The organism is Rubrivivax soli, from assembly GCF_049810355.1.
Classification (GTDB): Bacteria; Pseudomonadota; Gammaproteobacteria; order Burkholderiales; family Burkholderiaceae_C; genus Rubrivivax.
The window spans coordinates 5,423,182-5,435,798 of sequence record NZ_CP187368.1; the positions used below are offsets into that span (position 1 = coordinate 5,423,182).

At 72.8% G+C, this 12,617-nt stretch carries 11 protein-coding genes; 6 read left to right on the top strand and 5 right to left on the bottom strand.

Annotated elements, in window-relative coordinates; translation table 11 throughout:
* Positions 1–2: 2 nt before the first annotated feature.
* Positions 3–1,343, bottom strand: a complete 1,341-nt coding sequence (locus ACPOLB_RS25035) for a vanadium-dependent haloperoxidase (RefSeq protein ID WP_425258776.1) — start codon at positions 1,341–1,343, stop codon at positions 3–5.
* A 196-nt stretch (positions 1,344–1,539) separates the two neighbouring features.
* Here ACPOLB_RS25035 and ACPOLB_RS25040 point away from each other — a divergent pair, with 196 nt between their 5' ends.
* Together ACPOLB_RS25040 and ACPOLB_RS25045 are read left to right on the top strand one after the other, a co-directional pair.
* Positions 1,540–1,836: a DUF1127 domain-containing protein gene (locus tag ACPOLB_RS25040; RefSeq protein ID WP_425258777.1), complete on the top strand. Its 297-nt coding sequence runs from the start codon at positions 1,540–1,542 to the stop codon at positions 1,834–1,836.
* Positions 1,837–1,940: 104 nt separating this feature from the next.
* Complete coding sequence (locus ACPOLB_RS25045; RefSeq protein WP_425261970.1) at positions 1,941–2,867, top strand: carbon-nitrogen hydrolase family protein; 927 nt, start codon at positions 1,941–1,943, stop codon at positions 2,865–2,867.
* 22 nt (positions 2,868–2,889) lie between these two features.
* Here the strand turns inward: ACPOLB_RS25045 and ACPOLB_RS25050 are convergent, their stop codons facing one another.
* Positions 2,890–3,819, bottom strand: a complete 930-nt coding sequence (locus ACPOLB_RS25050) for an alpha/beta fold hydrolase (RefSeq protein WP_425258778.1) — start codon at positions 3,817–3,819, stop codon at positions 2,890–2,892.
* Between the two features lie 241 nt (positions 3,820–4,060).
* Complete coding sequence (locus ACPOLB_RS25055; RefSeq protein WP_425258779.1) at positions 4,061–4,471, bottom strand: DUF302 domain-containing protein; 411 nt, start codon at positions 4,469–4,471, stop codon at positions 4,061–4,063.
* A 201-nt stretch (positions 4,472–4,672) separates the two neighbouring features.
* On the opposite strand from ACPOLB_RS25055, the gene ACPOLB_RS25060 reads away from it, so the two are divergent.
* Complete coding sequence (locus ACPOLB_RS25060; protein ID WP_425261971.1) at positions 4,673–7,306, top strand: cation-translocating P-type ATPase; 2,634 nt, start codon at positions 4,673–4,675, stop codon at positions 7,304–7,306.
* Positions 7,307–7,438: 132 nt separating this feature from the next.
* On the opposite strand, the gene ACPOLB_RS25065 is transcribed toward ACPOLB_RS25060, so the two are convergent.
* Both ACPOLB_RS25065 and ACPOLB_RS25070 read right to left on the bottom strand, forming a co-directional pair.
* Positions 7,439–8,155 carry a GntR family transcriptional regulator gene (locus tag ACPOLB_RS25065; RefSeq protein ID WP_425261972.1) on the bottom strand — a complete coding sequence of 239 codons (717 nt, stop codon included), beginning with the start codon at positions 8,153–8,155 and terminating at the stop codon, positions 7,439–7,441.
* 166 nt (positions 8,156–8,321) lie between these two features.
* On the bottom strand, positions 8,322–9,059 hold the full coding sequence (locus tag ACPOLB_RS25070; RefSeq protein WP_425258780.1) for a maleate cis-trans isomerase family protein: 738 nt from the start codon (positions 9,057–9,059) through the stop codon (positions 8,322–8,324).
* Positions 9,060–9,377: 318 nt separating this feature from the next.
* On the opposite strand from ACPOLB_RS25070, the gene hydA reads away from it, so the two are divergent.
* From hydA to ACPOLB_RS25085, 3 genes are all read left to right on the top strand, one after another.
* Positions 9,378–10,805, top strand: coding sequence for a dihydropyrimidinase (gene hydA, locus ACPOLB_RS25075; RefSeq protein WP_425258781.1), 1,428 nt, complete (start codon positions 9,378–9,380; stop codon positions 10,803–10,805).
* Positions 10,802–11,548, top strand: a complete 747-nt coding sequence (locus ACPOLB_RS25080; protein WP_425258782.1) for an aspartate/glutamate racemase family protein — start codon at positions 10,802–10,804, stop codon at positions 11,546–11,548. Before hydA ends, ACPOLB_RS25080 begins: the two co-directional genes overlap by 4 nt.
* Positions 11,549–11,617: 69 nt before the next feature.
* Complete coding sequence (locus tag ACPOLB_RS25085; RefSeq protein ID WP_425258783.1) at positions 11,618–12,595, top strand: Bug family tripartite tricarboxylate transporter substrate binding protein; 978 nt, start codon at positions 11,618–11,620, stop codon at positions 12,593–12,595.
* Positions 12,596–12,617 lie beyond the last annotated feature (22 nt).

The following is a 12,617-nucleotide window of genomic DNA, read 5'->3' on the forward strand; positions in this document are numbered from 1 at the left end:
GATCAGTCGTTCGCTCCGCCGGCGGGCTGCAGCTGGTGGCGCGCCACGTGGCGGCCGACCTGCTGACCCAGCCGCAGCCCGGCCTCGACCGCGAAGCGGAAGTGGAGGCCGGCGCGGACCCGCGAGTCGGCGTTTTCGCGGGCGGCTTCGCTGAAGCTGCGGAACGCGCGCACGGCGTTGGTCGGCAGGGCCGATGACGACGCGAAGGCGATCGGCACGTGGTCGCGTCCGAAGGTCTCCGCCAGCACGGTCGCGGCGGCCATGCCGAGCGCAGCGTGGGTGGAGGGCATGTCCGGCACCGGGGGCGTCGGCAGGAAAGGCTCGAACGCGGCATCGGGCTGCGTCAGCGCGTTGCCGTCGGTGCCCGCGAGGTGGATCGCGGTGACCGGACGCCAGAAGTCGTGATGGAACTTCGAGTCCCAGCCCGCGATGTAGGTGTCGGCCAGGGCCATGTTCAGCAGCGCGAAGCTGCGGGCGCGCTCCCACAGGTCCTGCTGGACACGGCCCGACGCCGCACGCGCCACGCGGTTCCAGCCGATGTCGGACAGTTCGTACCAGAACGCCGCGTAGTGGCTCTGGTCCGTGGTCCTGGCCGCGCTGTCCTTGCCGCCGACGCGCCGGACCTCGTTGAAGTCGCGTGCGTAGTCGGGGCTGGCCAGGTCCGGCGGCGGCGCCGTCCGGAACTGGGACGCCGATGCAATGCCGAAGGGGGTGACCTGGCGCCAGTGCGGCATCAGCGTGAAGTCGAACGGCGGCGTGAACCGGTACGCACCGGGATGGGTGCCTTCGGTGTAGGGCTCGGCGCCGCCGCTGCCGTCGTTGCTGCGCTGCGCCAGGACCGCCTGGGCGGCCGCCTGGCCGATCTGGCTGGCCGCGGTGATGCGCGGACCGGTGCCGGCCTCGAGCAGCACGCGCGCGTGCGCCGCGTGGGTCAGGGCGGTGGCCGCCGGCTGGGGATAGAGCGCGGCGAGCACGCCGGCTGCGGCGGCCGAGGCCGCCACCGCCGGGTCCGCCGCCGGGTTGATCGCGACCGCGCCGGCCGCGAAGCGCCGGAACCGCGGCCGCACGCTGTTGACCGCATCGTGCATTGCCAGGTGCAGCATGGCCAGCGCACGCGATGCCGTCAGCGGGTTCTGGTAGCCGTCGGCGGCCTGGATCACCTGCAGCGCGGCCACGCTCCAGTCGGTGACGACCGCGTCGCAGCGCCCGGCGCACCAGGCTGCCGGCGTGGTGGCCGGATCGGCCTGGTCGCCGCGGTCGGCACTGGCCGGGTGGTGGAGCGCGGTGGCGGCCAGCGCAAGCAGCGTCCGCGCCAGCAGGGGGTGGGGGGAAGGCAGTTTCATGGCAGGTCCTCGATGGGTGGGTGTTGCGGGGTGGCCGTCCTGACCGGGCGCCTTTTTCCATCGTCGGGCGCGCGCTGCATGCGGTCTTGAACAAGTGCGTCGTCGCGGTCGTCGCGCTTTCCCGCAGCACGACGCATTCGTGCAAGAACGGCTCTGGCGACACGAGCAGCATGTGCCGCCCGTCCCGAGGAATCCCATGCGCTCCTGCTGCACCGCCCCCTGCATCGACCCGTCCGCGAACCCGTGCTCGCCTGGCGGGTCACCACCGGCCGTCCCGTGGCGGTCGTGGCGCGGCCTGTCCGCCATCGCCAGCTGCCTGCGCGCGTGGCCGCGCCGGGATGCGGCCCACCGCCTGCTGGTCCGACTGGACGAACGCATGCTGCGCGACGTCGGGCTGTCGGAGGCGGACTTGCCGCGCGCGGTGCAGCATGAACGACGTGAGCGCGACAGCGCGGTGTGGCGTCTCCTGGGGCCGAACAGGTTCGGTTCCTGATGGCGGTCAGGCACCAGCAGGCCGGTGCTGCCGAGGGCACCCGGGGCGGAACGGGCGCACGCGGGTCGGGCCCGGCGCGGCCCCTGCGCGTTGCCGCCGTGCAGATGCGCTGCACGCCCGGCCGGCGCGACGAGAACCTCGCGCGGGCGCGGGCGCATCTCGAGCACGCCGTGCAGCGCGGCGCGACGCTGGTGGTGTTCCCGGAGCTGATGCCCACCGGATACCGCCTCGAGACAGCGATCTGGCAGCATGCCGAGCCCTTCGACGGACCGACCCTCGACTGGCTGCACCGCGAGTCGGTGCGGCTGCGCGTCTGGATCGGCACGAGCTTCCTCGAGACCGATGGCAACGACTTCTTCAACACCTTCGTGCTGGTGGACGACGAGGGCATCGTGGCGGCACGCGTGCGCAAGAACGCGCCAGCGGCCGTCGAGGCCTGCTTCTTCAGGGGCAGCCGGGACCCGCACCTGGTCGACACGCGCCTCGGGTGCATCGGCATCGGCATCTGCTACGAGGGGCTGCGCGGCGACTGGGGGCGCGAGATCGGCGGCCGCGCGCAGCTGGTGCTGCTGGCCCTGTCGGCGCCCTCGCCGACGGTCGACCGGCACAACAGCCCGGCGGATCGCGAGGCCTTCGACGCGTTGATTCGCGGCGAGGGCGCAGCCGTGTCGAGGGCGCTGGGGGTGCCGACGGTCCTGGCCAACCAGTGCGGACCGTGGGTGAGCGGGCTGCCGGCGCCCTTCCTGCCGCAGGACTCCAGCTTCCCGGGCGGCAGCGGGGTGTGCGACGCGCGCGGCGACGCGCTGGCCATGCTCGGGCCCGACGAAGGCGTGGCCGTCGCCGATGTCATGCTGGGGCCCGTGGCCCGCCCCGTGCGGCACCGCGGGCGCTGGCTGATCGCCGTGCCGCGCAAGTTCGGCCTCTTCGTCATTCCCGAGTGCCTCGGGCGCATCCGCTACGCGCTCAGCCTGGAGCGGCGCCGCCTGGCCCGCGCGGCGTTCGGGCGCCGCGGCCCGTCCGGGACACCGTAGTCGGCGACCGGGCCGATGGCGGTCAGCGGGCCGGCCCGCTGCCGGCGCGGCCGGCCAGCCACGCGCAGCAGGCGGCCACCACCTCGTCGGGTTGCCGGGCCCAGCTGAAGTGCCGCATCCAGGGCGAGTCCTGGCCGCGCCCGTGCAGGGTCCGCTCTTCGATGCGCGCGCGCGGCAGCAGCGACAGCAGGGCACGCTGGGCCTCGCGCGGCGCCACGGCGTCTCCGTCGATGCCGATGGCCAGCAGCGGGATGTCGACCTCGGCCAGCGTCGGTTGCCGGAACCCGGACCGGCCCGGGCCGTGCAGCCGGTACCCGCCTTTCAACGCGTTGTGCGACCAGTCCCGCATCCACCGCCGGGCCTGCCGGCCACCGAAGCCCAGGCGGTGGCCGGGGTACCAGGGGAGCAGCCACGCGACCAGGGCGATGGCATGCACGGTCAGCCGCGCGCGCAGGCGCAGCGCCGGCGGCCAGGCGCGGTGGTGGGCGGTGCCTGCCGCCAGCAGGATCACCCCCGCCAGCTCGGCGCCGATGCGCTCGGTGGCGAGCACGGCCAGCTGGCCGCCCAGGCTGTGGCCGATCAGGTACACCGGCCGCGACGGATGGCGCCGGTGCAGCGCCGACACGATCCGCGGCAAGGCGGCGTCGACGACATCGGCGTAGCCGAAGTCGTCGTGTCCGGCTCGCAGCGGGCTCAGGCCCTGGCCCGGCAGCTCGACGCAGCAGACCGTCGCCCGGGCCCGGCTCGCCAGGGCCTCGGCCAGCGGCCAGTAGAACCTCGACGCGACGCCCATCGCGGGCAGCAGCACCAGGACCGGGTCACCGGCGTCGATGCCGCGGTCGATGACCTGGACGACCGCGACACCGTCCGCACTGGCGGGATCGGATCCGAGGCCATCTGCAGGACCGGGCGGGTGGCGCTGCAATCCGGGGGACGAGGGCTGTTGCTGCATGGGAGCGCGGTGGGGGACCGTCGATGCGTGGAGGGGGGTGCATCGTCGGTTCGCGGGCAGGCCGCCGTCTTGCACGAACGCGTCGCAACATGGCGCAACCGTCGTGCGCACACCTCGGTCCGGCCGACCTGCCTGCTGCGCCGCGGATGTCGTGGCGCAGGCATCGGGCTCGGGCAGATGCCCCGGGTGCCGGCCGCGATCCGCGTCCTGGCGCCACCCCCGACGGCCGCCGGCGCGGCCCTCAGACGGACAGGGTGACGGCACCGCCCAGCGCGGTGCACACGCGCCGCAGGCGGGCCTCGGCCTCGTCGGCCACCGACTTCACGCCGGGCTTGCCGACCAGTCCCACCATGGTCTGCGGATCGAGGAAGCCCACGACGACGCGGCCAGGCGACACCTCGCGGACGATCACGTTGCAAGGCAGCAGCAAGCCGATGTCCGGCTCGGCCTGCAGGGCCTGGTGCGCGAGCGGCGGGTTGCAGGCGCCGAGGATCCGGTAGGGCGGCATGTCCGCACCCAGCTTGTCCTTCATGGCGCGCTGGATGTCGATGTCGCTCAGCACGCCGAAACCCTCGGCCTGGAGTGCTGCCTTCGTCGTTGCCAGGGCATCGTCGAACGAGAGCCCGGTGAGCGTGGTGGTGAATCCGTACATGGAGGACCTCGCAGTGGGTTGCGGCCACGGAGGGCCGGACACCCATCATGCCCCCGCGCGCACCACCGGATCGGGCCGTTGCTTCGGCTCGGCACCGCACAGAGCGGCGGGCCACCGCGCTGGTAGGCTTGCGCGGGACGCGCCCACTCCGGCCGGAGCCGGGACTGCGCCGCGCCTCGAACGGATCCTGTCTTGCAGAACATGCACGTGAACATCGAGACGCCGCAGGCAACGGACGCCGTGCCGGGGCTGTCGGGCGCGCAGGCCGCTGCGCGCCTGGCGCGGGACGGGCCGAACGCACTGCCCGGCGGCCAGCGCCGCACGCTGCTGACGATCGCCGCCGAGACCGTCCGCGAGCCGATGTTCCTGCTGCTGTTGGCCGCAGGGACCTTGTACCTGGCCTTCGGCGACCTGCAGGAGGGCCTGACGCTCTTCGGCTTCGTGCTCGTCACGCTGGCCCTGACCCTGTACCAGGAAGGCACGACCGAACGTGCGATCGAGGCCCTGCGCGACCTCACCAGCCCGCGGGCGCTGGTCGTCCGGGACGGGCGGCCGCAGCGCATCGCCGGACGCGACGTCGTGCGTGGCGACCTGCTCAAGCTGAGCGAAGGCGACCGCGTTCCGGCCGATGCGTTGCTGGTGTCGGCCGATGGCATGCGCGTCGACGAGTCGCTGCTCACGGGCGAGCCCGTGCCGGTCGGCAAGCGCGTCGCACGGCCCGATGAAATCGCCGAAGCCTCCGTCCCGGCGGACGCGCCCCGCACGCCGCCCGGAGGCGACGAGCGCCCGGGTGTCTATGCCGGCACGCTGATCGTGCAGGGCCACGCGCTGGCCGTCGTCACGGCCACCGGCCCGCGCAGCGAGATCGGCCGCATCGGGGCCGCGCTGGGCACGGTGGAGAACGAGCGCTCGCCGCTGCAGAAGCAGACGGCCCGGCTGGTGCGCAACCTGGCGTTGCTGGCACTGCTGCTCAGCCTCGCGCTGGTGGTGGTGCATGGCCTGCTCCAGGGCGACTGGCTGCAGGCGCTGCTGGCCGGCATCGCGCTGGCGATGGCGATGCTGCCGGAGGAGTACCCGGTGGTGATGACCGTGTTCCCCGCGCTCGGCGCACGTCGGCTGTCCCGCGAAGGCGTGCTCACGCGGCGCGTCAATGCCATCGAGACCCTGGGCGCCACCACCGTGCTGTGCAGCGACAAGACGGGCACGCTGACCGCGAACCGCATGACGGTGACCCACCTGGCGGCGGGTGGCGTCGCGCTCGGCGATCGGCTGGCGCTGGCTGCCGCGCCCGATGGACAGCTGCCCGAGGCGTTCCACGCCCTGGTGGAGGTCGCCATCCTCGCCAGCGTGGTCGATCCCTTCGACCCGATGGAGAAGGCCTTTCACCAGCTGGGCCAGCGCTTCCTTGCCGACACCGAGCACCTGCACCGCGACTGGCGGCTGGTGCAGGCCTATGCGCTCAGCCCCGAGCTGCGCGCGATGTCGCACGTGTGGGCATCGTCCGTCGACGGCCTCCAGACCGTGGCCGCCAAGGGCGCGCCCGAGGCGGTGATGGACCTGTGCCATCTGGACGCCGCGCAGCGCGCGCGCATCGCGGCCGTGGTCGACGAACTCGCCGCCGAAGGGCTGCGCGTGCTGGCGGCGGCACGGGGCACGTTCGCCGGCCGGGACTGGCCGCCGAGCGAGCACGGCTTCGACGTCGAGTTCGTCGGCCTGCTGGGCCTGTCCGACCCGGTGCGGCCCGAGGTGCCGGCCGCGGTGGCCGAGTGCCGGGCAGCCGGCATCCGGGTCGTCATGATCACCGGCGACTACCCGGCCACGGCGCGTGCGATCGCGCACCAGGCCGGCCTCGCCGGACGCGACGGTGACGTGCTGACCGGCGACGAGATCGCCGCGCTGGATGATGCGGCGCTGCGCGCGCGCATGGCCACTGCCAGCGTCTGCGCCCGCATCGCGCCCGAGCAGAAGCTGCGCATCGTGCAGGCTTTGAAGGCGCGCGGAGACATCGTCGCCATGACCGGCGACGGCGTCAACGACGCTCCGGCGCTGCGCGCGGCGCATGTCGGCGTCGCGATGGGCGGCCGCGGCACGGACGTGGCGCGCGAGGCCGCCTCGCTGGTGCTGGTCGACGACAACTTCGCCTCGATCGTGCGCGCCGTGCGCCTGGGGCGGCGGATCTTCGACAACCTGCGCAAGGCCATGTCGTACATCCTGGCGGTCCACGTGCCGATCGCCGGCATGGCGTTGCTGCCCGTGCTGTTCGGCTGGCCGCCCTTGCTCTACCCGATGCACATCGCGCTGCTCGAGCTGATCATCGACCCGGCCTGCTCGGTGGCGTTCGAGAACGAGCCCGCCGAGCGCGACGTGATGCAGCGCCCGCCGCGCGATGCGGACGCGCCGCTGTTCGGTGGCACCACGCTGTGGCTGGCGCTGGTCCAGGGCGTGGGCGTGCTGGCGGTCGTGATGGGCGCCTTCGCCTGGGCGAGCCCGCGGATGCCCGAGGCCGAGGCCCGCGCGCTGGCGTTCGCGACGCTGGTGACCGGCAACCTGGCGCTGATCCTGTCGAACCGCTCCGCCGCGCAGTCCCTGTGGGCGACGCTGCGCACGCCCAACCGCACCCTGTGGCTGGTGGTCGGCCTGGCGTCGGCACTGCTGATGGCGGCGCTCCACGTCCCCTGGGCGGTCGGCGTGCTGCGCTTCGCGCCGCTGCCGGCCCACGAACTGGCCGCGGCCGTCGCGCTGGGCCTGCTGAGCGTCGTCTGGTTCGAGGGCATCAAGTGGCTCCGGCGGCGTGGCCGCGACGGCGGTTCGCGCGAACGCACGCCGGCGACCTGACCGGCCGATGCACCGGCGGCATGCAGCGCGGGCCTCGACGATCACGCCGGACGGCAGGCTCTCCAGCGGGGCAGGCGACCGTGCCTGGCGCGATCGACGGGTGCGGCACGCCGTCCGCCCGTCGGCCCTGGGTCAGGCGTCCTTGAAGATGGCCTCGAGATCGACCTCCTCGGTGGCGGCCTCGAGCTTCATGCCGCTCTCGATGTGGTCGAGGTGCTCGAGCATCAGCTTCTCGGCACGTGCCACGTCGCGGCGCGCGATCGCGTCGATGATCTGCGAGTGCTCGTCGGGCCGGCAGCTCGTCGACGTGGGGGCGTCGTAGAGGAAGATCATCAGGCAGGTCAGCACCGAGAGTTCGCGCATGCTGCGCGCCAGCGCGGTGTTGCCGGCGAGTTCGGCGGCCAGCGAGTGGAACTCGCCCGACAGCCGCACGATGGCGCGCTTGTCCTCGCGACGGCGCGCGTCGAACTCCAGTTCCTGGTGCTGCCGCAGCCGCGCCAGCTTCTCCGGCGTCAGGGTCTCGATCAGCCGGCGCAGCACCGCGGGCTCGATCAGGCGGCGCGCCTCGAAGACGTCCAGCGCCTGCTCGATCGACGGCTTGGCGACGTAGGCGCCGCGTTGCGGGATCATCTCGACGATCTGCTCGTGCGCCAGCCGCGCCAGCACCTCGCGCACGCGCGCCCGGCTGACGCCGAAGATCTCGGCCAGCCGTTCCTCGACCAGCTTGGTGCCCGGGTGCAGGCGGTGTTCGAGGATGGCCACGAAGATCCGCTCGTAGATCTCGTCGTGGGTGTTCTCGCGTTGCAGGCGGGCCTGCAAGGCGGGCTTGCGCGCGCGGGCGGTGGGCATGTCCGGATGCAGCGGGTTCAGCTGGGCAAGGGGGTCTTGGGCCAGGCGCACGCCATGCTGGCAAGCGCGCCCGGCGGCGTCGGGGCAGTCTGCGCCGATTCTAGGGACGCCGGTGTCGGCGCCGGCCAGTGTCGCCAGCGGGTCGCGCGCACTCATCGCCAGCCGCTCACTGCCAGCCGAACAGGCGGCCCCAGCCGCGCACCTGCGATGCATCGGCACCCGCCGCGCGCAGCTGGCCCCACACGGTGGTGCTGACGGTGTCGAGCAGGGGAATGTCGAGCTCGGCCTCCACGCGTTCGGCCAGCGGCGCCGCGCGCAGGTTGGTGCAGAAGGTCGTGATCGCCTGCGGCCGCGCCGGCCCCGCGGCCTGCACCGCCTCGTGCATCAGGCCCAGCAGGCGGTCGGGCTCGACGAGCGCGAAGTCGTGGTTGACGCTGATGCCGAGGTGGCGCTCGGCGACGACCTCGATGCCGATCGCGCGGTAGTTGTCGACGATGCGCTGCTGCACGTCGGCGGTGTAGGGCGTCACCAGCGCCAGGCGCGTGACGCCGCGCAGCGCCAGCAGTTCGTTCAGCGCCAGCACCGCCGTGGTGGCCGGGATGCCGGTGCGTTCGGTGATGCGCTGCACCAGGCGCCGGTCGGCGTCGAACCCCAGCCAGCCGGCGGCGGTGCCGCTCCAGCCGATGACGTCGACGCGGGCGTCGGCCAGCAGTTCGGCCGCCGCCAGGATCTTGCTGTCGTCGAACTGGCCCAGCGCCGATGGCGACAGCGCGATCTCGGTGACCTTGAATCGCGCGAAGTGCGCGCTGCAGCCGGGCACCGCGGCAGCCAATGCGCTGGTCAGCGGCTCCAAAGCGGTGTTGGACGAGGGCGTCAGCACGCCCAGGCGGACGGAAGAGGTCATGGCGGGTTCCGGTTCGGTCGGTGAAGGCGGCAGCGTCCGCGACGCGGCCCGGGGGCGATCATCCCGAAATCCGCTCGAATTGTCGACATAAGTGTTTACACCAAAGACGACAACACAGTTGTTGACGATGATGTCGACACTTTCAGGAAGCGCTTCGCGTCGAACTCAGCACATGGCCCGTTGCTTGCTCTGCTCGACCAGAGCGGCGGCCGGCGCAACCCGGATTCACCATCAGAGAGCCACCGAGATGCCGTCAACACATTTGTCAACAATGAAACCGACAACGCTGCCCAAAATTGGTGCAGCCGGGACCCAGCGATGAGCGCCTTCGATCTCGTCGTGCGCAACGCCCGTGTGGCCACCGCCAGCGACACCTTCGACGCCGACATCGGCATCGTCGGCGGCCGCATCGTCCAGCTCGGCCAGGGCCTGGCCGCCGGCCGGCGCGAGGTCGACGCCGCCGGCCGCACCGTGACGCCGGGCGGTGTCGACGCGCACTGCCACCTCGACCAGCCGATGGCGCCGCCCGTGCGCATGGCCGACGACTTCGACACCGGCACCCGCAGCGCGGCCTGCGGCGGCACGACCACGGTGATCCCGTTCGCGGCGCAGGAGAAGGGCCGGTCGCTGCGCGCCGCGGTGGCCGACTACCACCACCGCGCCGAAGGCCGCGCGCACGTCGACTACGCCTTCCACCTGATCGTCAGCGACCCGACGCCGCAGGTGCTGAACGAGGAGCTGCCGGCGCTGATCCGCGAGGGGTACACGTCGTTCAAGATCTACATGACCTACGACGACCTGAAGCTCGACGACGGCCAGATCCTCGACGTGCTGGCGGTGGCGCGGCAGCAGGGCGCGATGGCGATGATCCACGCCGAGAACGCCGATGCCATCGAGTGGCTGACGAAGCGGCTCGAGGCCGCCGGCCGCACTGCGCCGCGTTTCCACGCCCACGCGCGGCCGATGCTGGTGGAGCGCGAGGCCACGCACCGCGCCATCTCGCTGGCCGAGCTGGTGGACGTGCCGATCCTCATCGTGCACGTGTCGGGTCGCGAGGCGGTCGAGCAGATCCGCTGGGCGCGTGCGCACGGGCTGAAGGTCTTTGCCGAGACCTGCCCGCAGTACCTGTTCCTGACCGCGGCCGACCTCGGGATCGACGACGGCTACCAGGGCGCGCGCTGCGTCTGCAGCCCGCCGCCGCGCGACAAGGCCAACCAGGACGTGATCTGGGACGGCCTCAACGACGGCACCTTCACCGTCTTCAGCTCCGACCACGCACCCTTCAGGTACGACGCGCCCGAGGGCAAGAAGCCAGGCGGCGAGGAGGTGGCCTTCCGCCACATCCCGAACGGCATCCCGGGGATCGAGACGCGGCTGGCGCTGCTGTACTCCGAAGGCGTGCTGGGCGGGCGTCTCACGCTCAACCGCTTCGTGGAGCTGACCTCCACCGGCCCGGCCAAGGCCTACGGCCTGCACCCGCGCAAGGGCACGATCGCGGTCGGCAGCGACGCCGACCTGGTGATCTGGAACGAGTGCGACTTCGTGCTGACGAACGCGCTGCTGCACCACGCCGTCGACTACACGCCCTACGAGGGCCAGACCCTGCGCGCCTGGCCGGGCATGACGATCGCGCGCGGCGAGGTCGTCTGGGACGGCACGCGCTTCCATGCGCGCGCCGGCCAGGGCCGCTTCCTCACCTGCGGCGCACCGTCGCTGCTGCCCGCCCGCACCGGAGACCGGCCATGACGCGCCTGCTGCTCATCAATCCCAACATCTCCGACAGCGTCAGCGCGCTGATCCGCGCCGAGGCCGAGCGCAGTGCGTCGACCGGCACCACGGTCGAGGTGCTGACCGCGCCGTTCGGCGTTGCCTACATCGAGACGCGCTTCGAAGCGATGGTCGGCGCCTATGCCACGGCGCAACTGGCCGGCGAACACCTGGGCCGCTACGACGCGCTGGTCGTCGCCGCCTTCGGCGACCCGGGCCTGGCGGCATTGCGCGAGGTGCTGCCGTGCCCGGTGACCGGCCTCAGCGAAGCCGCGCTCGCCAGCGCCTGCCTGCTCGGAAAGCGCTTCTCGATCGTCGCCATCTCGCAGCGCATCCGCGCCTGGTACCGCGAGACGGTGCAGGCCAACGGCCTCGAAGGCCGGCTGGCCAGCATCCGCGGGCTCGACGAACCGCTGGCCGACATCGGCACCGTGCAGGGCGACCAGGGCGCTCGCCTGGTGCAGCTCGCCGAGCGCTGCGTCGCCGACGACGGAGCCGACGTCATCGTGCTGGCCGGCGCACCCCTGGCCGGGCTGGCGCGCAGCCTGCGCGGCCGGCTGCCGGTGCCGGTGGTCGACGGCGTGTCGAGCGCCGTCCGCCACGCCGAGTCGCTGGTGGCGCTGCAGCCCGGGCGCGCCAGGCAGGGCAGCTTCGCGCCGCCGCCCGACAAGCCCCACCGCGGACTGCCGGCGTCGATCCAGGCGCTGCTGCGCCGCGACTGACGCCCAGGCCCGAACTTCCACCGTCGACCACGTCCATCGCACCGGACGCCCTGAACGAGAGACCCGACCATGCAACGACGCTCCTTCCTCCAGGCTGCCGGCACCGCGACGGCCATGCTCGGCGCCCCAGGCGTCTTCGCGCAGACCTGGACAGGCGGCCCGGTCCGCCTGGTCGTCGGCTTCCCCGCCGGCGGCGGGGCCGACGCGCTGGGCCGCGTCGTCGCCGAGAAGCTGACCACGCTGTGGAAGCAGCAGGTCATCGTCGAGAACAAGTCCGGCGCCTCGTCGACGCTGGCGGCCGAGTTCGTGGCGCAGCAGCCGGCCGACGGCAGCACGCTGCTGCTGTCGACCATCAACAGCCACGCGCTGGCGCCCGCCGTGCAGCCGAGGCTGCGCTACCACCCGGAGCGCGACTTCACGCCCGTGGCGCTGCTGGGCGTGACGCCCAACCTGCTGATCACCGCGGCGACCCAGCCGGCGAAGACGCTCGCCGAGGTCGTCGCGCTGTGCAGGGCCCGACCCGGCCAGGTGGCCTTCGGCTCGGCCGGGCCGGGGACGATCCAGCACTTCGCCATCGAGATGTTCCGCCTGCAGGCCGGCGTCGATGCGCTGCACGTGCCCTACAAGGGCAGCGCGCCGCTGCTCACCGACCTGATCGGCGGCCAGATCCAGTTCACCTTCGAGACCATGACGGCGGCGACGCCGCACGTGAGGAACGGCCGCGTCGTCGCGCTGGCGCAGACGCGTGCGCAGCGTTCGAAGGCCTACCCCGGCGTGCCGACGATGCAGCAGCAGGGCTACGCCGAGTTCGAGACCATGAACTGGTACGGCCTGTCGGGCCCGGCGCGCATGGCGCCGGCGCTGGCCCGGCGCATCAACGACGACGTCAACGCCGTGCTCGCGATGGCCGACGTGCAGCAGAAGTTCGACACCTTCGGTGTCGAGGACGGCGGCGGCAGCGCGGAGCGCTACGCGCAGTTCACGCGCAACGAGATCGCCAAGTGGGCCCGCGTCGCCAAGGACGCCAAGGTCAGCATCGATTCCTGATCCCTTCCAGCCAACCCCCAGG

Coding starts and splice junctions, on each gene's coding strand:
- ACPOLB_RS25035 (WP_425258776.1), bottom strand. CDS start 1,343: ATGAAACTGCCTTCCCCCCACCCCCTGCTGGCGCGGACGCTGCTTGCG.
- ACPOLB_RS25040 (WP_425258777.1), top strand. CDS start 1,540: ATGCGCTCCTGCTGCACCGCCCCCTGCATCGACCCGTCCGCGAACCCG.
- ACPOLB_RS25045 (WP_425261970.1), top strand. CDS start 1,941: ATGCGCTGCACGCCCGGCCGGCGCGACGAGAACCTCGCGCGGGCGCGG.
- ACPOLB_RS25050 (WP_425258778.1), bottom strand. CDS start 3,819: ATGCAGCAACAGCCCTCGTCCCCCGGATTGCAGCGCCACCCGCCCGGT.
- ACPOLB_RS25055 (WP_425258779.1), bottom strand. CDS start 4,471: ATGTACGGATTCACCACCACGCTCACCGGGCTCTCGTTCGACGATGCC.
- ACPOLB_RS25060 (WP_425261971.1), top strand. CDS start 4,673: ATGCACGTGAACATCGAGACGCCGCAGGCAACGGACGCCGTGCCGGGG.
- ACPOLB_RS25065 (WP_425261972.1), bottom strand. CDS start 8,155: ATGCCCACCGCCCGCGCGCGCAAGCCCGCCTTGCAGGCCCGCCTGCAA.
- ACPOLB_RS25070 (WP_425258780.1), bottom strand. CDS start 9,059: ATGACCTCTTCCGTCCGCCTGGGCGTGCTGACGCCCTCGTCCAACACC.
- hydA (WP_425258781.1), top strand. CDS start 9,378: ATGAGCGCCTTCGATCTCGTCGTGCGCAACGCCCGTGTGGCCACCGCC.
- ACPOLB_RS25080 (WP_425258782.1), top strand. CDS start 10,802: ATGACGCGCCTGCTGCTCATCAATCCCAACATCTCCGACAGCGTCAGC.
- ACPOLB_RS25085 (WP_425258783.1), top strand. CDS start 11,618: ATGCAACGACGCTCCTTCCTCCAGGCTGCCGGCACCGCGACGGCCATG.